At 44.1% G+C, this 20,771-nt stretch carries 19 protein-coding genes and 1 tRNA gene; 6 read left to right on the top strand and 14 right to left on the bottom strand.

What is annotated here, in order from left to right:
* Positions 1-7 precede the first annotated feature (7 nt).
* Positions 8-1,669: an amidohydrolase gene (locus GWO68_RS08750; protein WP_162346054.1), complete on the top strand. Its 1,662-nt coding sequence runs from the start codon at positions 8-10 to the stop codon at positions 1,667-1,669.
* A gap of 273 nt (positions 1,670-1,942) precedes the next feature.
* Here GWO68_RS08750 and GWO68_RS08745 read toward each other — a convergent pair whose 3' ends face one another.
* The 3 genes from GWO68_RS08745 to GWO68_RS08735 form a co-directional block, all read right to left on the bottom strand.
* Entirely contained in the window at positions 1,943-3,271 is a 1,329-nt protein-coding gene (locus GWO68_RS08745) for an MFS transporter (RefSeq protein ID WP_162346053.1), read from the bottom strand.
* A gap of 73 nt (positions 3,272-3,344) precedes the next feature.
* Positions 3,345-4,808: a hypothetical protein gene (locus tag GWO68_RS08740; RefSeq protein ID WP_162346052.1), complete on the bottom strand. Its 1,464-nt coding sequence runs from the start codon at positions 4,806-4,808 to the stop codon at positions 3,345-3,347.
* 8 nt (positions 4,809-4,816) lie between these two features.
* A complete protein-coding gene (locus GWO68_RS08735; RefSeq protein WP_162346051.1) occupies positions 4,817-6,289 on the bottom strand; it encodes a hypothetical protein in 1,473 nt (490 codons plus the stop codon).
* Positions 6,290-6,607: 318 nt separating this feature from the next.
* Between GWO68_RS08735 and GWO68_RS08730 the strand changes: the two genes are divergently transcribed.
* The 5 genes from GWO68_RS08730 to GWO68_RS08710 all read left to right on the top strand — a co-directional run bounded on the left by GWO68_RS08730 (position 6,608) and on the right by GWO68_RS08710 (position 11,217).
* Positions 6,608-6,775, top strand: a complete 168-nt coding sequence (locus GWO68_RS08730) for a hypothetical protein (protein WP_162346050.1) — start codon at positions 6,608-6,610, stop codon at positions 6,773-6,775.
* A 57-nt stretch (positions 6,776-6,832) separates the two neighbouring features.
* Positions 6,833-8,548 carry an ABC transporter substrate-binding protein gene (locus GWO68_RS08725; RefSeq protein WP_235942000.1) on the top strand — a complete coding sequence of 572 codons (1,716 nt, stop codon included), beginning with the start codon at positions 6,833-6,835 and terminating at the stop codon, positions 8,546-8,548.
* 11 nt (positions 8,549-8,559) lie between these two features.
* Positions 8,560-9,657: an ABC transporter permease gene (locus tag GWO68_RS08720; protein WP_162346049.1), complete on the top strand. Its 1,098-nt coding sequence runs from the start codon at positions 8,560-8,562 to the stop codon at positions 9,655-9,657.
* Positions 9,654-10,727 carry an ABC transporter permease gene (locus GWO68_RS08715; protein ID WP_162346048.1) on the top strand — a complete coding sequence of 358 codons (1,074 nt, stop codon included), beginning with the start codon at positions 9,654-9,656 and terminating at the stop codon, positions 10,725-10,727. The genes GWO68_RS08720 and GWO68_RS08715 overlap by 4 nt, the downstream gene beginning before the upstream one ends.
* A 238-nt stretch (positions 10,728-10,965) precedes the next feature.
* Positions 10,966-11,217, top strand: coding sequence for a hypothetical protein (locus tag GWO68_RS08710; RefSeq protein WP_162346047.1), 252 nt, complete (start codon positions 10,966-10,968; stop codon positions 11,215-11,217).
* Positions 11,218-11,341: 124 nt separating this feature from the next.
* Here the strand turns inward: GWO68_RS08710 and GWO68_RS08705 are convergent, their stop codons facing one another.
* The 11 genes from GWO68_RS08705 to GWO68_RS08655 all read right to left on the bottom strand — a co-directional run bounded on the left by GWO68_RS08705 (position 11,342) and on the right by GWO68_RS08655 (position 20,763).
* Positions 11,342-11,770 carry a hypothetical protein gene (locus GWO68_RS08705; RefSeq protein WP_162346046.1) on the bottom strand — a complete coding sequence of 143 codons (429 nt, stop codon included), beginning with the start codon at positions 11,768-11,770 and terminating at the stop codon, positions 11,342-11,344.
* Between the two features lie 193 nt (positions 11,771-11,963).
* A tRNA-Ser gene (locus tag GWO68_RS08700) sits at positions 11,964-12,051 on the bottom strand.
* Between the two features lie 69 nt (positions 12,052-12,120).
* The gene (locus GWO68_RS08695; RefSeq protein ID WP_162346045.1) at positions 12,121-13,188 is read right to left on the bottom strand and encodes an asparaginase; all 1,068 of its coding nucleotides are present in this window, start codon (positions 13,186-13,188) and stop codon (positions 12,121-12,123) included.
* Positions 13,189-13,190: 2 nt separating this feature from the next.
* A complete protein-coding gene (locus GWO68_RS08690) occupies positions 13,191-13,958 on the bottom strand; it encodes a TatD family hydrolase (RefSeq protein ID WP_162346044.1) in 768 nt (255 codons plus the stop codon).
* Between the two features lie 168 nt (positions 13,959-14,126).
* Positions 14,127-15,218 (bottom strand): glycosyltransferase, encoded by a 1,092-nt coding sequence (locus tag GWO68_RS08685; protein ID WP_162346043.1) that lies wholly within the window; start codon positions 15,216-15,218, stop codon positions 14,127-14,129.
* The gene (locus GWO68_RS08680; RefSeq protein ID WP_162346098.1) at positions 15,215-15,823 is read right to left on the bottom strand and encodes a polysaccharide deacetylase family protein; all 609 of its coding nucleotides are present in this window, start codon (positions 15,821-15,823) and stop codon (positions 15,215-15,217) included. Before GWO68_RS08680 ends, GWO68_RS08685 begins: the two co-directional genes overlap by 4 nt.
* Before the next feature lie 162 nt (positions 15,824-15,985).
* A complete protein-coding gene (locus GWO68_RS08675; protein ID WP_162346042.1) occupies positions 15,986-17,209 on the bottom strand; it encodes a PP2C family protein-serine/threonine phosphatase in 1,224 nt (407 codons plus the stop codon).
* Complete coding sequence (locus GWO68_RS08670) at positions 17,202-18,377, bottom strand: ABC transporter permease (RefSeq protein WP_162346041.1); 1,176 nt, start codon at positions 18,375-18,377, stop codon at positions 17,202-17,204. The genes GWO68_RS08675 and GWO68_RS08670 overlap by 8 nt, the downstream gene beginning before the upstream one ends.
* Positions 18,378-18,635, bottom strand: a complete 258-nt coding sequence (locus GWO68_RS08665; RefSeq protein WP_162346040.1) for a hypothetical protein — start codon at positions 18,633-18,635, stop codon at positions 18,378-18,380.
* Complete coding sequence (locus tag GWO68_RS08660) at positions 18,632-19,777, bottom strand: glycosyltransferase family 2 protein (protein ID WP_162346039.1); 1,146 nt, start codon at positions 19,775-19,777, stop codon at positions 18,632-18,634. The genes GWO68_RS08665 and GWO68_RS08660 overlap by 4 nt, the downstream gene beginning before the upstream one ends.
* Positions 19,774-20,763, bottom strand: a complete 990-nt coding sequence (locus GWO68_RS08655) for a lysylphosphatidylglycerol synthase domain-containing protein (protein WP_162346038.1) — start codon at positions 20,761-20,763, stop codon at positions 19,774-19,776. Before GWO68_RS08655 ends, GWO68_RS08660 begins: the two co-directional genes overlap by 4 nt.
* Between the last annotated feature and the right edge of the window lie 8 nt (positions 20,764-20,771).

Genomic DNA, 20,771 nt, shown 5'->3' with positions numbered 1-20,771 from the left:
ATAGTTGATGAAAAACACACTACGCTCATTTGCTGCAGCTATTCTGCTAGGCTCCACCCTGCTTGGCAGCTGCACCAATACCAAAACCCAATCTGAAACAGCCGACCTAATTGTTTATAATGGTACGGTTTATACAGTAAACGATACGTTTGACAAAGCGGAAGCTTTTGCTGTAAAAGATGGAAAAATACTGGCCGTAGGAACATCAGAGGAAATCAGGAGCAAGTATAAAGCCACTGAAGAATTGGATGCGCAGGGTAAAGCTATTTACCCGGGCTTTAACGATGCCCACTCCCACTTCTATCGTTATGGCTTATCGCTACAGTCAGCTGACCTGGTAGGTACGGAGTCGTTTAAGGAAGTGGTGCAGAAGGTAACTGAACAGCGCGAAAAGTACCCGGACACTGAATGGATAACCGGCCGCGGCTGGGACCAGAACGACTGGGCAGTTAAGGAATTCCCGACGAAGGATACCCTGGACGTCCTTTTCCCGAACACGCCTATTATACTTACCCGTGTAGATGGCCACGCAGCTATCGTTAACCAAAAAGCGCTGGATTTGGCAGGTATAAAACCAACTACTAAAATGGTAGGCGGCCTGGTAGAGGTAAAAAACGGCAAGATGACCGGCATCCTGGTTGATAATGCCATAGACCTGGTATCGGCTAAAATTCCGGAAGCGACTGAAGAAGAACAACGCCAGGCACTGAAAAATGCGCAGGAAAATTGCTTTGCAGTTGGCTTAACGTCGTTGGCTGATGCGGGCTTGGACAAAAGCACTGCCGACCTGATGGACGCCATGCACAAAAGTGGCGACCTACAGATGCGCGTGTACGTGATGCTGAACCCAACCAAACCAAACCTGGATTACTACCTGAAAAACGGTATCTATAAAACTGACAGACTAAATGTCCGCTCGTTTAAGATCTATGGCGATGGTGCCCTGGGCTCTCGTGGAGCTGCCCTGATCAAACCTTATCACGACAAAGCTGGCCATTATGGTTTCCTGTTATCTACTGAGGCGGAATTCAGAAACATAGCTGCAACGTTAGCGAAGTCTGATTTCCAGATGAACACGCATGCCATCGGCGACTCTACGAACCGTTTATTACTGGATATTTATGGCGAAGTGTTGGGTGGCAAAAATGACAAACGCTGGCGAATAGAACACTCCCAGATTGTGAACCCGGAAGACATGGCAAAGTATGGCAAGTATAGCATTGTACCATCGGTGCAGCCAACGCATGCTACGTCGGATATGTACTGGGCCGGCGACAGATTGGGCAAAGAGCGTTTAAAACATGCTTATCCTTTTAAGGAACTATTGCAACAAAACGGCTGGATACCGCTGGGCAGTGACTTCCCGGTAGAGCATATTAACCCGCTTTATACGTTCCATGCGGCAGTTGCCCGCCAGGATGCGAAAAATTACCCAAGCGGCGGTTTCCAGATGGAGAACGCACTTACCCGTGAAGAAGCGCTCCGTGGCATGACGATCTGGGCAGCTAAGGCAGCTTTTGAAGAGAACGAAAAAGGAAGTATAGAAACCGGAAAGTTCGCTGATTTTGTGATACTGGAAGATGATCTGATGACAGTTGCCCCGGAAAAAATGCGTAACCTGCAGGTACTTTACACCTATGTTGATGGCAAGCAGGTTTACAAAAAATAAGCATTAACTATCAACTATAAAAAGCCGCTGCAGAATTTGCAGCGGCTTTCTTTTTTAGAGACTATAAATAAGCTATAGTTTCTTTCGATCTCTCCCGCGTCCCGCAAGTGTGAGTCACCCGTGGCGCCACGCCACACGCCACATTGCGCAGCTATAGTTGAGCAGTATAAAGTAAAATTATAAACTATATTTAACGCGACCACCGTACGCTGGTATCACACACTCGCGTGAGATGAGCTAGGGCAAGCGTTGATATCTCCGAACAATAGTTTACTAGACTGCATTAGCTTTTAACTCCTGTTGCGCAGCTATAGCCCGCTTCCATCGCACCATCGATAACAAAATCAAACCAAGAGCAAAAAAGATGATCAGTGCCAGAATACTGTTGCGCATGGATCCGGTAAGTTGTGCCACCAACCCATAAGCCAGCGTTCCTAAAACTATAGATACTTTCTCAGTAACGTCATAAAAACTGAAAAACGAAGCGTGATCTATAGTTGTAGCCGGAATTAATTTAGAATAAGTTGATCGGGAAAGGGACTGTACGCCGCCCATCACGGTACCCACTACAGTTGCCAGCACATAAAAGTCCAGCTCGCCCCGGATAAAGTATGCCCCCACACAAATGCCTATCCAGATAACAACGGCCACTATAAGCGCCCGGATGTTGCCAAACCTACCTGACAGAAATGCAAATGCGTAAGCCCCCGCTATGGCTACCAACTGTATGATAAGTATAGTTAAAATAAGTGCGCTGTCCTCCAGGTGCAGTTCCTCTATCCCGAAAATGGTAGCCACATACATAACCGTCTGCACACCCATGTTGTAAAAAAAGAAAGCCAGCAGAAAACGTTTCAGCATGGGTAGTTGCTTTACCTGGTTTAGCACCTTCTGCAGTTCTTTAAAGCCATTCAGTATCCAGCTGCCTTGTGGTTTTCGGTTATACACGTTGCCTGGCAAATGGTAGAACGAGTATTGTGCAAAGCCAAACCACCACAGGCCGGTTGTAAGGAAGGCGATACGCGGTGGCAGACTTTTGTTTTCGGCAGCAATACCGAACCACTCCGGCTTCAGAATCATGGCCAGGTTAAAGATCAGCAGCAGCACACTGCCTATGTACCCCATCGAAAAACCACGGGCACTTAACTTGTCAAACTGGTCTTCTGTCGCAATCTCTGGCAAATAAGCATTATAGAAAACAATACTACCGCTAAACCCAATGGAGGCCAGCACAAACAAGATGACCGAAAACGTAAAGGTATCGCGGGTAAAAAAGTATAGCCCCACACACGATAGCGAACCCAGGTAGCAGAACAACTGCATAAACAGCTTTTTACGGCCACTATAGTCTGCAATGGAGGTTAGGAACGGGCTTAAGATGGCTATGATCAAAAAAGCCCCTGAAACGGCATACGAGAACAACACCGAGCTTTCCAGGTTAAAACCCAGAAAGTTAACTATCGTTGATTTGGTTTCGGGGTTAGTAGCAACAGCGCTATAGTATATAGGGAATATAGTGGAGGTAATAACCAGCGAGTAAACCGAATTTGCCCAGTCGTAAAAGCACCAGGCGTTGGTTATTGTAGGGTTGTTCTTTTGCATGCATCAAGGTATTAAAAATATACTATATGTTACTTGTTTGTAACTATAAAGTATAGTTTTGCTACTTTTGGCTTTACATTTTTGTAAGTATAAGCTCCCATAAATGCTCGTAAGGTACGATCTCGGTTTCGGCGTAAGCAATGCCGGGAACTGGTGTTTTCTGCAGCTTATTGAACAGGTAGGCACCTTTTCGCCTGCAAACTTTAGCATCCGAATACTCTCTGCCTGCTACCTGCAGCAACTTCAGGAACAGCTTGGTACGGGCATCTTCTTTATCCACCAGGTAACTGGGTATAAACTTGCGCAAACGGTCAATTTCACGTTCAATCAGGTCAGCCTGCTTTTTATCTAAAGCCAGCACACAGTCAAGTATAAGTGCCCATACATTATATCCTTTCTTGTCCTGGGGTATGTATTTTAATTTTTTATTATTCTTTATTTTAACTGTGCCTCCCGTTAAATAATTAAAAAACCCGGAGTATAGTATCCAACGCTCTTGGGCAACATGCTTTAGCTCAGCAAAATATTTGTTTGTTACTACCTCTGTAAGAATGCTATTTGCTTCATGATAATTTTTAGAATGTACTGCCAAATAGAAATAGTTTTCCATGTGCATAAACCAATTATTCGTGCCATTCTCTATTCTGTATTTTAACTCTTCAGCTTCCTTCAGTCCCTCTATATAATTCTGAGTTCTGAGATAAGCGAAGACTAGTACATACTTATTAAAATTTTCTGAAAAGTATAAATGATGTATTTTACCGGAGTTATAAAGTAAAAATGTATTTTTTAAGTAAATAATATATGAATCAAAGTCCCCTTCCATTTCATAATAAAACATTTTTAGCTGGTGATATCTTCTAAAGACCATATTAGAATTAGTGGCTTCCCAATAGTTTTGAAGCTCGTTCACATAGCCTAACAATTTTTGCTTTAACTTATAGTTTGTCTCTACTCCAAACTTTATATTAAACCGGAAGTCGTAATATATCTTATCTGAGGCCCTTTCTATTTCCTGTATTTGATAAAGCTTATCTAGCCTAGCTGTACATTTATCAAACTCTTTTCTTTTGAATTTTTTCTCTGCTAATAAGATTCTTAACTGCTCTAAACCATCAATCTCGTGTTCTACAAGCTGGGCATCCTGTGCAATTGTTAACGCTTTTTTGAGCTGCTGCTCTGACAATACAGATTCATCGAGCCGTCTAAGGCTGTCTGCCTGATATAAAATTTTCCGGCATTTAAGTTTAATGCTTCCAATTAAGTCTACAAGTTTTGGGTTATCTGTATCTAAGAAAAGTAATTGGTTATACAGTTTCCTCTTAACCCTCGATTTGAGCATCTTATATGCCCCGGCTTTATCCGGCGTACTATATAACTGCTCAACAAAAAATGACTCTTCTTTTAGTTCATCATCCTTAGCTAACTGATATAACTGTGTCTCAAGGTTTGTATGGTCAGCGTAATTAAGTATAGCTGAGGCAGAACCTTTCCCCTTACGCTCCAATATATCAATAAGCCTTTTTAACTCATCCATAAATAGGCTTATTTAGGCATTGTTTCCAGTATCAGTTCCCATAAGTGCTCATATGGCACAATCTCAATCTCGGCATAGGCATCACCTGGGGTTGGGGTTTCAATCAGTTTTTGATAGTATTTGGCCCCTTTAACACGGCAGGACTGTGCATCATAATCTTCTGTTACAGTTAACATTAATAATTTAAGGAACAGCTTACTCCTTAAACTAAAGGTATCTTTCAGGTGGGTAAGTATGTATTTTTTTAGACTTTCAATTTTATACAGTAACCCCTCAGTGTCGCCCTTCTTTAAATAGTACATAAACTGAAGTATAAGTATAGCGACATTAAAGCCCTGCTTATCTTTGCTATACTCTGTTACTGATGTAATAAATTTCTGATAATTAAATCCTTCCAGTACGGGAGAAGAAGGTGCTATAAAGAATAGATACGCCGTAAACAACTGCCATCTTTCTTTAGCATTATTTTTAATAATCCCATAACTTGTGTTACTCCTTACGCGATGTAAAAGGACTGAGGCCAACTCATACTGCTTGGCGTGCACGGCTAAAAGGAAGTAGTTCTCCATATATGCAAACCAGTTCCTTGTTGTTGGCTTAAATAAATTATAAAAGTCGTTTGCAAATACGAGACCTTTTGCATATTCCTTTGTTCGTAAGTGAGCATAAATTAATATATAAGCATTGTACTTAATATCAAACCTAGCTGCATTGGTTTTACCCTTATTTAAATTATTAACTGCATCTTCTGTAATTTTAATTATTTCACTAAAATTCCCGATCAATTCATAATAGAGAATTGATGTAACATATAAGGATAAAAACGTTTCAAATGTATTTGCTTCTGTTACTATTTGCTTTAGCCGGTTAATTATAGCGGGCAATTCTTTTACTAACGTTTTTCTTACTTTAACTGTACCCCTAAGATGTGCTTTTGCAAGCTGGTGCAATCCATTTGCCTCTTTCTCAAGATTTACAACAATTAATTTCTCTAAGTATTGTTTTCTTTTTTCTGTAAACACCTTTAGAGAAGTTTGGTTAGTAAGCGCCGCTATTTCTATTTCGTATGCACTTAGCAGGTGTTCATTGAACTCATATTCCTTAGCAATACTGATGACTTTAGAACAAAGCCCAATAGCAAGCTGATGTTCTGCCTGCCTTAGTAATATTCGGGCAATATTCAATAGACGGGTACATTCGACTTCCTTTTGAAATGCCAGATCATTATTGTTTATTTCTATAGTTAAAAGCGAGTTATATAATTTTTTCTTAACTCTATATTTTAACATTTTATAGCGTACATCGCTTTGGTCTGTACCGTATAACTTTAGCGCAGCTTCTCCATCACTGTTAAATTCATTATGGATAATTCCCCCTATAAAATTACTCTCGAGACTTTTACCCTTCAGTAAATAGTTACTCAAATAACCTTTTGAAGAAGACGTTACAATAACTTTTAAGATCTGTTGGATTTCCTGCATATGCAGCAACTTGTTTTGTTAATAAAAAATAGCTATTGTTATGATAATGTATAAAACTGGAAAATACTATCAGACTTATTAAAGAATTATTTTATTTAAATCAATACTAGCCTAAAAACTAATGTTACTTTCTCTTTATAAAAGAGAGATTTTCATTTAAGTAAATCAGAACGCATTCACCCGGAACAACATTTTGTTAGCAACTTACATATTTTTTTATAAAAATATCCTAGTTACTATCAATAAAAAATATTCCTTGGCTTTTAGCAATCATTAATAAATATTTGAAAAACGAAAACTATAAAATAACATAAAATCATGGTAGAAATAATAATAGCTGTAATACTGCAAGTAGCAACTATAATTGGTGGCGTTAGCACGGAAAAAGAACTGGCTGATCAGAAGGCAAAAGACGAGAAAGCCAAGAAGGAAATGATGATTAAAACTGATGGTGGCACTGGAAATTGGGAAACTAATTCTAAATAGTATTCTTTCCTTTTCCTTATCTTGCTCATCAATACTTTTAGCCAAAGTTAATTTCAGATGCGCAAGGTTCACCGTTTACTTTATAGTTTAGCAATTTTCTTATCGTTTTGCTCACAACCCCAGCGACAGCCGGATGAGGTAAGGGTACGACTGAGTTCAGATCCGCAAACGCTAAGCCCGGTAAACTATAGCGACTCTAACGGGTTACAGGTTATTAACCTTCTATTTCATAGCCTGCTGGGCGCTGACCTGGAAGACGATCAACTGAAACCTGTATTGGCTAAAAGCCTGCCTTTAATTGAGCAAAAAGATTCCGTAACTCTTATAACCTATGAGTTGCGGGAAGAAGCTGAATGGACAAACGGATCGCCCGTAACATCAGATGACATTGCCTTTACGCTGAAGGTGTTGAAAGCACCGCTGGTACAAAATGAAATGATGAAACCACAGGTTGCGTTTATCCGTGACTTGATACAGGACAAAGAAAATAAACGGAGGTTTACGCTGGTTTGCGACGGGTTTACACCTGAAATGGAACTGCTTTCCGGGGATTTCTTTATTTTGCCTGCTTACTTATTTGACCCGGAGAACCTATTAAAATCAATTCCGGTAGCCGCATTTACGGACAGCCTTTCCAAGCTAGAAAACAATAAAAACGTGAAGGCTTTTGCGGCTTGGTTTAATACACCGGCATTTAATAACAACGGACAAACACTACAAGGCAGCGCCGGTTACCTGTTAGAGAAATGGGTACCCGGCCAAACCCTTACACTTAAACAAAAGAAGAACTGGTGGGGCAAAGAAGCTAAGGCATCAAACCTGACAGCAAACCCTAAGCGCATTACGCTGCAAGTAATACCCGACAACACAACAGCCCTGCTCGCTACTAAAAACGGGCAACTGGATGTGCTAAGCGATATTGCCGCCCTTGAATTTGACAAGCTAAAAAGCAACAAAGACTTTTTAAAGAATTACGAGCTGCACACGCCTCAGTCCTATAGTTCAGTTTATGTGGGTATAAACAGCAGGCTCCCAAAGTTTTCAGACAAGCAAACAAGACAGGCCATTGCTTATTTACTGGATGTTGCCAACTTTATAAAAGTAACGCAGCAGCAGTATGCCACGCCTACTGTCGGCATCATCCCTCCTAACGTTACAGCCTACTATAACACAAACCTGAAACCCTATGCATTTAATGTTACCAAGGCAAAACAATTGTTGCAGGCAGCTGGCTGGCAGGAACGTAATAATGGCTGGTTCAGGACTATAAACGGCAAAGAGCAACCATTAACTATCGCTATCAGTTACAAAGCCGGCAATACGGTACTGGAGTCTTCGGCCCTTATTTTTCAGCAAAGTGCCGCTAAGCTAAATATACCCGTTCAGGTTGAAGCACAGGAAGGCAACCTGTTTAACCAAAACCTGAAAGCACATAATTTCGAAGTATTTCTCAGGACATTAACCGGTAACCCGTTTGCTTTTAACTTTACTGCCTTGTTGCATACTTCCTTCGCTGAAAAAGGCGGCACCAACTATACCGGTTTCGGCAATGCTGAAAGTGATGCCTTGCTACAGGCTATAAACACAGCTCCTAACCCGGAACAAAAAGCGCTGCACCTGAAAAAGCTACAGCAAGTGATGCAGGAAGAGGCCACCTTTATACCATTATATTATCAGAAAGAGCGCATAGCTATACACAAGCGCTTTGGCAATGCTAAAATATCTGGCCTCAAGCCGAATTACGACGTAAGCGCTTTCGAGCTTAAACAATAGTAGCCATACTTATGCTGCGCTACCTGTTCCGGCGACTGCTGTATACTATACCCACGCTATGGGTTATGGTAACGCTTATCTTTTTACTAAGCAGAGTATTGCCCGGCACGTTTGGACAGGAGCAGATTTCGCAAGCCGGAGAAGGATTTTACAGTAAAGGATCGCAGCAGCAAAGAAACGCCGCGCACGAGCAGTTATTAGCCCGAACCAATCAACACCTGCCCCTGTTTTATGTTACTTTTGCCCCTCTGGCAACTAGCCAGGCAACATCCAACTATAGTTACCTCCTCCCCGACCTGACCTGGAACGGCACTAAAAACCAGTACCACATTTGGGCGGCTGCATTATTTACCGGAAGTTTAGGTGAATCTTTTGCAAGTTCGCGTCCTGTATTGGAGATCCTTTGGGAGGCAGCGGGAAACACCATTTGGCTATTGCTTATAAGTATGGCGTTAACTATAGTTCTGGCATTACTCATTAGTGTAAGCATTGTTCAGGATAGGGCCGTTAAACGGCGGCGCGTGTTGCTGAGCTTCTTAATTTTGCTGGATAGCTTTCCGGTATTTTTAACTGGCTTGCTTTTACTGCTGTTGCTTGCCAACCCGGACGCGCTGCAACTTTTCCCCGTTTTTGGTTTGGGTTATCATCATGCTGGCGAACAATCAGGTTTTATGTCGTTTATAGTTAATTTACCTCACCTGGTACTGCCTATCATATGCCTGGTGCTGGCGGAACTGCCTTACTTAACCAATCACCTGTACACTTCTTTAAAAGGGACACTGCAGGCTGATTATATCCGGACTGCGCGGGCAAAGGGGTTACCACAAAACCAGGTCATCGTTAAACATGCCCTCCGGAATGCCCTACTGCCTGTTATCACGGTACTTTCTGATATGCTGCCTGCCTTGGTTGCCGGTACAGTTGTTATCGAAACTATATTTGCTATTCCGGGTGTCGGCAGGCTGCTAGTTACCAGTGTTTTAGCCCGCGATTTCCCGGTTATAGTTGGTATTGTAGTAATTATTGCCATCGCTAAAATGCTTTCTCATATAGTTGCCGACATCCTGTATGCGCTGGCTGACCCCAGAATACGTCATAATCAGAAATGAAAGCATTGCTGCAGGACATAGCACATCTTTGGCAAACCAAATGGAGTTTCAGGTTGGCCTTGCTGTACCTGGCTGGGTTAGGTATAACTATAGCTTTGCTGCCATTTATTCCGCTACCTTTTACTCCCGACCAACTGGACCTTGAAAATGTATTTCTGGCACCTTTTAATAATAAATACCATGTGCTGGGCACCGACCAATTGGGCAGAGATGTGCTTGTAAATACACTATATGGTGCCCGGAACGGTTTGCTACTGGCCTTGCCTGTTATGGCTATTGCGTCGTTGGTAGGTGTCAGTGTGGGCGTGCTGGCAGGGTATTTTGGCAACAACAAACAATACTTAAAACGCGGGTCCTTACTGGTACTCCTGTGCTGCCTGTCACTATTGCTATACTACAACATTATAGTGCCGCTGCAATTGTTCTCAAACGGGTTACCAAGCAAACTGAGCTATACATCTATGTTGGTAGGCGTGGGTTTAAGCGGCATTGCCTGGTTTGGGATAAAGCCAGTAATAACTCGTTTTTCTTTTTGCAGCAGACAAGTTGCGTTTCCGCTGGATAGCCTTACACTCCGAACTATAGAACTTATCTCCAGCCTGCCCAGGTTACTTATACTTATTAGTGTTGCCGCCTTCATGCCTCCGTCGGTTATGTTACTTTCGGTAATTTTTATCTGTACCTACTGGACGGGGACTGCCCGTCTTGCCCGTGCCGAAATGTTGCGCATAGCACAATTGCCCTTTATAGAAGCTGCCACAACTGTAGGTATGACGCATAGGCAGATCATTTTTAAAGAAGCCGTTCCTAACCTTTTAAGCCCGGTAGTGGTGGCTTTTGTGTTTGGCGTTGGGAGCTTACTGGCCATAGAGTCTACCTTATCGTTTTTAGGAATAGGGCTACCAGCTGACTTGCCGAGCTGGGGCAGAACAATAGCTGGCATACGGTCTAACCTGGGTGCGTGGTGGCTGGTAGCTTTTCCGGGAGGCTTTTTGGCGCTAACCGTACTGGCCTTGCAGGTTTGCAGCTACCATTTAGTGCATATAACACAGGGGAGAGCAAGGCAGTAAATGTTACTTTTGCGCTTTATTTTAACCAGCTATATTGCACTACACTTTCTGATACGCCCCTACTTCGCGTTTTAAATCCTTTTAAACCTGGCGCTAATAGCTGGTTTCAACTTACCCCAGAAAAAATACATACAGTAGTTTCTTGGTTTTACACAAGTTATAATCTTGCATTAGATTTCCTGTTGTCAAGTATAGTTGTTTCGTAATATTGTTTCAATCAAACTAAAAGACACGCTGTATGAACTCAACTTATAGCATCCTGAAAGAATCTGATTGCCTTGGACAGCCAAACGTACCTGTAGCAGGTTTAAACATTTCGCTGCAACCCGATGACCTGATGGAATTTGCAACGATAGATGGCGGCGTGATTGATTATTATGCGTGTGAGGAAGCTGTAAATACCGGGGCAGGCATTTTTATAGGAGGGTATTTTGTGGGGGTTTCCGATTTTTCGCAGTGCTATCCGCAGCAAACGTTTATGCGCTCTTAGCAAACAGAACTTATGGCTTACAGGTAAGCCCGATTATAATAGTAAATTAGTTGTTGGTTGTTTGTGTTAAACAATTAGCCCTGTAGTAGCCGCTGCAGGGCTTTTGTTTTACAAGGCATTAAGGTTAGCAGTAAAACCAGTCCAAAGCAGCTTCGCGGTCCGGGAATGATTTCATGATGCAGCCAAAGATTGCTTCGCACTGTACATAACTCAGAAAACTGTCGATAATGGCTTCGCTGAAAACATCCGGCTCTGTAATGCGGCCAAACTTAACTATAGATGAATTGCTTAATTCCGGCAAAAAAGAGTTCTTGATCCAGGTCTGATCTTCTACTCCAAGTCCATTTAAAAGGCGGGTATCGGCAAGCAAAAAACGGGGTTGTTTTTCTTCTATCACCTTAAGCAAATGCGTGATCGTTGCCTGTAAACCTTTTGAAGTGATTAACCCATTCCAGTTAACTTCAACTAAGCTGAGAGGTTCGCTATAACGGATGGTATAGAGGGTATGATCGTTGGTGACCGTTTCGGAAATTAAAGCGCGTTGCAGAATCATAGAACACTAATACGCAGCAGTTACGCAAAATACTTGAACTATAACCCGAAAATATATTCTTACGTAAAGTATTTTTCTGAATTGGCAGCTTTTCCCGGGATTTATACCCTGTGTTAGCCGCCAATACCTGCGCCCGGAAAATAAAAACAAAAGCCCCGTTTACTTTTCATAAACGAGGCTTTTTACGCTTCGGCAGAGAGCAAGGGATTCGAACCCTTGATACCCTTTTGGGGTATACACACTTTCCAGGCGTGCTCCTTCGACCACTCGGACAGCTCTCTAATTGCGTGCAAAGATACACTTTTAAATTCTATAGTTGCAAACTATAGCTGGGTTATACTTTCGCTGTTTTACAGGGTTATTTCGCCGCGCAAATTCTCTGAAAGCAATGCTATAGTTTCCTCTTTCGGTAGCTCCATACCCAGCACAAACATCATTTTGGTAATAGCCGCTTCGGTAGTAATATCGGCCCCGCCAATTACGCCCATATTTAACAGGTACTTGCTGGTTTCGTAGCGGCCCTGGTCTACGCGGCCTTCGTCGCACTGGCTCACGTTCAGGATGTACACGCCTCGCTCTATCGTTTCTTGCAGCAGTTTCAGAAACCACTCTGATGTTGGCGCATTACCTGAGCCAAAGGTTTCTATCACTACGCCTTTTAACCCCGGCGTATGCAAAATGCTTTTAATTACCTGCTCTGTTATACCTGGGAAGAGTTTTAATATAACCACATTCGGGTTTAAGGCATGATGCACTTTAAGCGGCTGCAAAGGGCAAGGCAAAATGTGCTCATCGTAAAAATCGATGCTGATACCGGCTTCGGCAAGCGGTGGGTAGTTTTCGGATTTAAACGCATCGAAGTGGCTGCTTTCTACTTTTTTGGCGCGGTTGCCACGCAGCAGCAGGTTATGGAAAAAAATACTCACTTCCGGCACCCGGCACTTAACATGGGCTTTGGTTCCAGCTATCTGTAAGGCTGTGATCAGGTTCTCTCGGGCATCGGTTCGTATCAAGCCAATGGGCACTTGGGCTCCGGTAAAGATCACCGGCTTCTGCAGGTTCTCCAGCAAATAACTCAGCGCCGATGCACTATAGCCCATCGTATCGGTGCCATGCAGCACCACAAACCCGTCGTAATCGTTATAGTTCTCTTCTATCAGCTTTGCCAGCATCAGCCAGTCATCTATGGTTATGTTCGACGAATCGATGACGGGTTCGATGCTAATAACCGTGAGCAGGTAATTGAACTGCTTCAGCTCAGGCACTTTCTCCAGTACCTGGTTAAAATTGAATGGTACCAGGTGCTGTGCTTTCTCATCATACACCATTCCTATAGTTCCGCCGGTATAAATGATCAGGATAGATGCTTCCGGGTCGTCGGGTGCGGCAGTATCGATGTGGACTTTTACCGTTTGCATAACTATAGTTTAAACAGGTTCAGGGCGTTTATAGTAGTGATTTCTGCCACTTCTTCTTCAGTTTTCTGCATTAATTCGGCTACACGTTTTAACACCAGCGGAATATAAGCCGGCTCGTTGCGTTTGCCACGGTGAGGCACCGGAGCTAAATATGGGCAGTCGGTTTCCAGTACCAGATCATTCAGCGACACGTGCGGTAACACCTTATCAAGTCCGCCATTTTTAAAGGTTGCCACACCGCCAATACCCATCAAAAAGTTTAGCTCTTTTACTTTAGCAGCTTGCTCCGGCGTACCCGAAAAGCAATGGAAAATTCCGCGCAATGTTCCGTCCTGGGCAGCAGCAACCAGTTCATACGTTTCATCAAAAGAGTCGCGGGTGTGTAATACGATGGGTAGCTTATGCTTTTTTGCCAGTTCCAGCTGTACTTTCAGGGCTTCCTGTTGCTGCGGCAAAAATGTTTTATCCCAGTACAGGTCTATACCGCACTCCCCTACTGCCGCAAATTCGCGCTTGTTAAGCCACTCTTCCACCAGGTATAGTTCACGCTCAAAATCCTTTTTTACATAGGTCGGGTGCAGGCCCATCATCGGTATGCAGGTCCCCGGAAAAGCGGCTTCGGTTTCCAGCATCGCATCTATACTGGTGTGGTCGATGTTGGGCATGTAGATCTTCTCTACGCCTGCTTCACGGGCTTTAGCAACAGCGGCTGGCTGGTCATCCTTAAACTCTTCGGAATAAATATGTGCGTGCGAATCAACTAACTTCATTCTCAACTATAGATTATCATCAGCTTAAAGCCGATGGGTAACACAAATTAAAGCTGCAAGTTAGCTTTAATTGCTGATTGTCTGAATCAGGATTTTCAGGATTTGGAAGGATGAACTGGATTACAATTGAATTACTCACAAACTCTTTAACTCACTAACTTTTAACTTCTAATATTTTCTTCCTTTCCAGACGGTCCTGAAAGGCATAAAGAAGTAGATGATCAGCATAACGGATGATACAACCAGGTATAGTTCGAAAAGGATGTAGTAATGCCACGGTACAGCCAGGTTAAGCCGGTGCAGGCAAATATGCACGAATACACTCTGGAAGATAAGTTTAAGCAAAAAGATGCCACCCATTACCGCCACCGAAGTATAGGCAAAAAACGGGATAAGCACCGGGTAATAAGCCGCATGTAGTACAAAGATAACGGCCATGTAAAGCGGCAGGTGCATAGAGCCACTCATCCAGCGTTTGCGTTGGTTTATGTACTGCACAAAGTTGGCCGCCGGCAACGAGAGTGCCAGCGCATTTCGGGTATAAATGTTCCGGAAGTTCCAGCCTTTGTGCAGTATCTCGTTAAAAATGGCAATGTCTTCGGTTATCGAGAATCTTATAGTTTCGAAGCCACCCACCTGTTCGTAAGCTTCGCGGCGCAGCAGCATGTTGTTACCCATTGTCGTAACCGGCAACCCTATATCTGCCACCACCTGCACCAACCCCAGCGAGTATACCCAATCCAGGGCCTGCATTTTATGGAAAAAGTGGTTGCCGGTTATAGTTGTAACGCCGGTTACCACCCCTATATCTTCCTTCAGTTCGGCCAGCATAGCTTGTATCCAGTTTTTGGGTACGGCAATGTCGGCATCGGTATAAAAGAAATAATCGGTAGTGGCCAGTTTGGTAAGTTGGGCTAATACATTGGCTTTTCCGCGGGCATTACCTATAGTTTTGGTAATAGTTATGCATCTATAGTTTGGTTTGTCTTTTATAAAATCGTCAACTATAGCGCGGGTATTGTCTGTAGAGGCATCATCGCCGATGAGCACTTCAATTTTAGTATGAGGGTAGTTTAACGCTTCGATAGCAGTAAGGCAGCGCAGGATGCTGTGCTCTTCGTTGCGGGCAGCAATTAATATGCTGATACGAGGTTGCACTACAGGTTGTAAACTATAGCTTTTCCGGTTGTAGACCCACAAGTACAGCAGTGCCAGGAAAATAGAGAAGTAAACTATAAAATAGATGACCGATAAGATCATAACGTCTCGAAAGTATAGCCAAGCCCGGCAAAATGCTCCAGAAAACGTGGCAGGGCATAGCGCATGTTTCGTTCTGCTTTCAGGCTGTCGTGGAATACGATAATGCTGCCAGGTTGGGTTTTAGCTATACTTTGTTTCAGGCACTGGTCGGGTTGTAAGGTAGCGTCGTAATCGTTGGTGAGCACATCCCACATAATCAGCTCGTAAGTTGTACGCAAAGCGGTTGCCTGTTTACCTGTTATTCTGCCGTATGGCGGACGGAACAGGTGCTTCTCCTGTGGTGCGGCCGGAACTATAGTTTGCAGGATGTACTGGCATTGCTGCACGTTTTGCAGGTATTGCTCTAAAGATGTTTGCCAGCCTTTTAAGTGGTTATAGGTATGGTTAGCTAGTTTATGGCCGCCAGCTAAAATCTGAAGCGCTATTTCAGGATGCTTTTCCAGGTTTTCGCCCACACAAAAAAAGGTAGCTTTAGCCTTATATTGTGCCAGTTGCTCCAGCACAAAAGGTGTTACTTCCGGAATTGGTCCGTCATCAAACGTGAGGTATAAATTTTTGCCTGTCGCCTCCCGGTGCCAGGTGTAGCCGGGCAATAGTTTTTTCATCAGGTAAGGCGTTTTGAAAAGGCGAAACACGTTGATTGTCGGTTGTTGACTGTTAAATGTCTGATGGTCTGATATCCTGAAGTAAAAAGCGCTAAATATTGCGTCTCTGCAAACTATAACTTTCTAACTTTATTAACTCTTAAACGCTCTTAAACTCTTTAACTATTTAAACCTGCACGATAGCAGTGTAATGTCGTCGTTGAGGGTGGCGTCTTCGTTATAAAGGTTTATTTCGCGCAGCAGTTGCAGGTGCAGCATTTTAGAACTCAGGAAACGGTGTGTCTGCAGAAACTCTATTGTGCGTTCAATACCAAACTCCGAATCGTCCTCGTCAAATACTTCTGTCAGGCCATCGGTATAGCACAGCAACATCGAGTTTTCGGGTACCTGTATGCTTGTAACCGACATAAACGGCAGCACATCAAAGGCGCCCAGCATGGTACAGCCTTCGTTCAGGAGTTGGTGCGTATTATTCTCAAACAGAAGTATAGGCGAGTTATGGCCGGCATTTACGTAGCTCAGCTCACGGGTTTTACGGTTATAAAGGGCCAGAAAAGTGGTAATAAATTTCTCAGCGATCGCGTTCCGGTAAATCAGGTTATTAAGCTCAGATACAACAGTATTCAGGTCTGAGGTCTGGCGAAGTATCGTCCGGAGGCCAGCCTGGAAGTTTGACATCAGCAACGAAGCCGGAACACCTTTACCCGACACATCGGCCACGCAGAACAAGGACTGGTCCTGGTCTATTTCGATGTAATCGTAGTAGTCGCCGCCGATAGAAGAATGCGGAATGTAGCTGGCATGTATGGCAATGTCCTTGTCGTTAGGCAATGCTTTCGGGAACAGCATGTTCTGCACTTCACGGGCAATTTCAATTTCGCGACGGATAGATTCCTGAGCCAGTCGTTGGCGGGCCATTTTGTGGTTCTCGATGGCAACCAGCATAATATTACTCACCGTCTGCACAAAATTAAGGGCTTCCAGGTTAGTATAGAATGGCTGCATTTTACCAATCATTACAAAGGCAAGCACTTTACCGTTGTGCAGTACCGGAATCACGATCTCGAAGGCACGCCACTTTTTATCTACCTGTAGTTTAGAGGTATAAGTGATCTCTTTCAGCGAAGTGATGGCTTCCGGTAGGTCTTGCTTTTTAAAATCCTGCTGCGTTCCGAAATCGGCTTTGCATTCCCACGCTTCGTCGTGTACGTACAGCACCAGCCGGCTTATCTGCAACTGGGCAAGCAGAGTAAAACGGTAAATTTTGTACAAAGCAGCTTCGGGCAGGTTTTCGTTAATAGCCTGCGTTATCTCGAGCAGTGCCGAAAGCTCCAGTTTTTTCAGGTTCAGCTCCTGCTGTATATTAGGTGTGCTACTTTCAGCCATTTGTTAACGGTATTTTCGGGTCGTATGCATCGCGGAGGCCATTGCCTAACAGGTTAAAGGCCAACACCAGCACGCTGATGCATAAACTTGGTAATAAAACTAAGTATAAACCGGCCTTCGCGCCTATCAGCTGAAAACCTTCGTTTACCATCATGCCCCAACTTGGTGCCGGCGGTTGTACGCCCAGCCCCAGAAAGCTAAGGCCAGCTTCTATCAGAATCGCCGATGCAAAGTTGGCTGTGGCAATAACGATTAAGGGCCCGATCATGTTTGGCAGCAGATGCCTTAATATAATCAATCTTTCCGGAACTCCCAGAACCTGAGCAGCTTCGATGTAGGTCTTTTCTTTTAAACCGAGTATCTGGCCACGTACCACACGGGCAACTTCTACCCACATAGTTAAACCAACGGCCACAAAAGCCACCCAAACGCCTTTGCTATCCAGGGCCAGGCTAATGGCAATTACCAGCATAATACTCGGCACCGACCACACCACCGTCATCAGGAATGTCATCAGCTTATCAACCCAACCTCCAAAGTAGCCACCTGCGGCCCCAACTGCAATACCCACAAATACGGATATAAGTACAGCCACAAAGCCTATACCCAGCGAAATACGCGTTCCCAGTATTAGCCTGCTCAGTACATCGCGCCCGGCCTTATCGGTACCCAGCCAGTAAGTTTTGGTTCGGATATGATCGTTTTCTATAGTTTCCTTAAGTTCAGCTGAGCTATAGTTTGTGCGGTTGCCTACAATTTCGTTAAGGCCGTAGGTGCGTGGCTGATCAGCCATGGCGTTATTGCTGCGCAGCGGCTGTACCTGCAGGCTGTCGCCTTTAAAACTATAGCTTTCTATCGGGATTTCGGAGTAATCTTCGGGTGCGCCGGAAAGGATAAAATTCAGCGGGTTAACATCTGCTGCCGGATTTGATTTGGCCATGCGCAGCACCTGTGTCGAAAAGCCGGGGCTCTTTTTCTGGATCTGCACCAAACCGTTGTTTGCATTTGGTGTGCTGTCGGGCATAATGGCGTAGCCTAGGATCGCTACAACTATAGCCAGCACAATAATACCCAGCCCCACCATAGCAGGTTTGTTTTGCAAAAGGCGTTGCCTGATGTAATAAGAAGGCGGCCGGCTGGCTGCTTTATTTTGTTGTAGTACAGCCATTTAAATTGAGTTATGCACTACAAGTCCGGCCTTTGTAGCCAGGTAAAAATACTCGTGGCAGTGTTTGCTGAAAGTTTGCGGATCATAAGCATGCTCGGTATCCTGGTCAGGATACATGATGCGGATGTAGCCCTTCTGAAGCAACAACTGTAACCCGGCACACAGCTCCTCATCGGTGAGCGAGAGCGTGCTGCGCAGGTCCGGGTAAGAGGCTACAAAGTATAGTTCGTCGAGTATATCGAATTCGTTTTCTGTCATCGGTTTTGTATGGTTCTGCCTTTCCAGCGGTAGCGCCCTGTAAGGCCCAAAACTGCTGTTGTTACCACATAAGGGATGTACACCAGTTGCAGCGGCAGCATATACCAAATGTAGCGCCTGCGACCTAAAAAACTGAGAATACGAGTTAAAAATAAGAAATCTATAGCGAACTTGGCAATTATAGCCCCAATAAATACAGAAGCAGGCATTTTGCCGAACAGTGCCATTAATAACACCACAAAAAGTAACAGATTAACCATAAAAACGACTAGCGCCAACAGTTTTACATGCCACTCCTGATAGGCCCGCCACTTGCTGGCCCACCTGATCCGTTGCCCTAGGAAACTACTGATGGATTTACAGGCTTCGGTATAAACTATAGCTCCTTTATTCTTTACAAAGAAAATTTTTCCGGGGTATAGTTTATGGATCTTGTGCAGCAGAAATTCGTCGTCGCCGCTGGCTATAGTTTCGTTTCCGGTAAAACCTTTCACTTCCTCAAACACTTGCCTAGTATAGGCCAGGTTAGCGCCATTGCACATGTTTGGTTTGCCTAGCCCTATTGACGCTGCACCAATACCGATCAGGCTGGCGAACTCCACAAGCTGCATGCGCTCCAGCAAACTATGGGTGTTCTGGAAACTAACCGGTCCGCTAATGAATAACGGCCGATACGTCTGATAACTATAGGCAAACAAGGTAAGCCACTCGGGTTGCACCCGACAATCGCCATCGGTAAAAACCAACAACTCCCCTTCTGCCAACTCCACTCCTTTTTGTACAGCAGCTTTTTTACCACTATACTTAACATAAGTATTTAACTCAATAATTTTTATTCGTAGTGCCGATGCCTTAGAAAATTGCTGAACTATAGCTTGGGTTTCGTCTTCGGAATGATCATCTACCACGATCACTTCAAAGAGCGTTTTTGGATAAGTCTGCTTTTCGAGATCGAGGAGCAAATGCAGAATATTCACTGCTTCGTTTCGGACAGGGATGATAACCGAGAGTTTTGTAGTTGGCTGCCAGTTGGCTGGCATGTTTGTTTCCGGAAGTTTGGCCCAGGCTACCCACCTGCGAAGTATAATCCAGCTATAGCTTACCAACGAAACGAAAAGCAGTAACTCAACTATCCAGGTCATGCCCCCGCTCCTTTCCTGAAAAACCGCAACTGCAGCACAAAGTATAAACCCACCACGCTGGGCACGGCAATATTGAGTAACCACAAGCTCAGGCTGGCGCTTAGCACCTGTAAACGCTCCTGCCCCAGTAACCCAAACAGATACATCGCCGACAACTCCCGCACGCCTAAATCTGAAAGCAAACTTACCGACGGAACTATAGATTTGATAAAGAACGTACCTGCTACACCGCATACATATTGCAGCGCAGTCAGTTGCACATCGAAAAGGATAAGTAATAGTATAAACTGCAACAAAAACACGGCATAGCGGCAAAGCGAAAGCAACAGCAGTTTTGAGATTTCGGCAGAACTATAGTTGCCCATGATGGCTACATAGCCAACTAATTTTCGCAATGGTTTTATAGCCGAAACTACCGCCACTATGGCCTGTGCATTATACAAAAGCAACAACGTAGCCGCAGAAACTGACATCAATAGAAAAATCAGGCTTAAAGAAACTCCCGGATTAGCTGCCCAGAAGAACGTAACTATAAAATACAGCAACCCCACCGAACCAACTATAACCGTAGCTACCAATTGGCAAAACCTGCCGATAAAAATAGCTCCAATAGCTTCCAGGCGTTGTTTGCTTTTAAGCTCCAGCACACGGCCGGCGTAATCACCAAGCCGGTTTGGTGTGATAAAGCCCAGGGTCAGGCCAACCATTACAGCCCGGTATGCCCGCCAGAACGATATCGGTTCCAGTTTACGGCCAAGTAGTTGCCACTTTTTCGCTTCGAAGCCCCAGTTTACAGGTATAAGTATAGCTGTAACTATAAATAGCCACCTAAAAGGACTATTTATGGTGTTGCGGACTATCGTTTTCCAACTCAGAAATGTATCAGGAACGGTAGAAATGGCCTGCCACAAAAGATAAAGCGTAAGAACCACCACCAGCAATTTGCCGGCGGGTAAAAGGAACCTTCTGTTTGAGGCAATGTTCAAGATATTGT

It is taken from the genome of Pontibacter fetidus (genome assembly GCF_010119545.1).
GTDB lineage: Bacteria > Bacteroidota > Bacteroidia > Cytophagales > Hymenobacteraceae > Pontibacter > Pontibacter fetidus.
This window is presented reverse-complemented; position numbering and strand designations above follow the sequence as displayed.

What these genes read in the sequence shown, in the direction of transcription:
- GWO68_RS08705 (WP_162346046.1), bottom strand. Translation starts at nt 11,770, where the DNA reads ATGATTCTGCAACGCGCTTTAATTTCCGAAACGGTCACCAACGATCAT.
- GWO68_RS08710 (WP_162346047.1), top strand. Translation starts at nt 10,966, where the DNA reads ATGAACTCAACTTATAGCATCCTGAAAGAATCTGATTGCCTTGGACAG.
- GWO68_RS08685 (WP_162346043.1), bottom strand. Translation starts at nt 15,218, where the DNA reads ATGATCTTATCGGTCATCTATTTTATAGTTTACTTCTCTATTTTCCTG.
- GWO68_RS08665 (WP_162346040.1), bottom strand. Translation starts at nt 18,635, where the DNA reads ATGACAGAAAACGAATTCGATATACTCGACGAACTATACTTTGTAGCC.
- GWO68_RS08750 (WP_162346054.1), top strand. Translation starts at nt 8, where the DNA reads ATGAAAAACACACTACGCTCATTTGCTGCAGCTATTCTGCTAGGCTCC.
- GWO68_RS08740 (WP_162346052.1), bottom strand. Translation starts at nt 4,808, where the DNA reads ATGGATGAGTTAAAAAGGCTTATTGATATATTGGAGCGTAAGGGGAAA.
- GWO68_RS08680 (WP_162346098.1), bottom strand. Translation starts at nt 15,823, where the DNA reads ATGAAAAAACTATTGCCCGGCTACACCTGGCACCGGGAGGCGACAGGC.
- GWO68_RS08690 (WP_162346044.1), bottom strand. Translation starts at nt 13,958, where the DNA reads ATGAAGTTAGTTGATTCGCACGCACATATTTATTCCGAAGAGTTTAAG.
- GWO68_RS08745 (WP_162346053.1), bottom strand. Translation starts at nt 3,271, where the DNA reads ATGCAAAAGAACAACCCTACAATAACCAACGCCTGGTGCTTTTACGAC.
- GWO68_RS08735 (WP_162346051.1), bottom strand. Translation starts at nt 6,289, where the DNA reads ATGCAGGAAATCCAACAGATCTTAAAAGTTATTGTAACGTCTTCTTCA.
- GWO68_RS08695 (WP_162346045.1), bottom strand. Translation starts at nt 13,188, where the DNA reads ATGCAAACGGTAAAAGTCCACATCGATACTGCCGCACCCGACGACCCG.
- GWO68_RS08670 (WP_162346041.1), bottom strand. Translation starts at nt 18,377, where the DNA reads ATGGCTGTACTACAACAAAATAAAGCAGCCAGCCGGCCGCCTTCTTAT.
- GWO68_RS08675 (WP_162346042.1), bottom strand. Translation starts at nt 17,209, where the DNA reads ATGGCTGAAAGTAGCACACCTAATATACAGCAGGAGCTGAACCTGAAA.
- GWO68_RS08715 (WP_162346048.1), top strand. Translation starts at nt 9,654, where the DNA reads ATGAAAGCATTGCTGCAGGACATAGCACATCTTTGGCAAACCAAATGG.
- GWO68_RS08725 (WP_235942000.1), top strand. Translation starts at nt 6,833, where the DNA reads ATGCGCAAGGTTCACCGTTTACTTTATAGTTTAGCAATTTTCTTATCG.
- GWO68_RS08660 (WP_162346039.1), bottom strand. Translation starts at nt 19,777, where the DNA reads ATGACCTGGATAGTTGAGTTACTGCTTTTCGTTTCGTTGGTAAGCTAT.
- GWO68_RS08720 (WP_162346049.1), top strand. Translation starts at nt 8,560, where the DNA reads ATGCTGCGCTACCTGTTCCGGCGACTGCTGTATACTATACCCACGCTA.
- GWO68_RS08730 (WP_162346050.1), top strand. Translation starts at nt 6,608, where the DNA reads ATGGTAGAAATAATAATAGCTGTAATACTGCAAGTAGCAACTATAATT.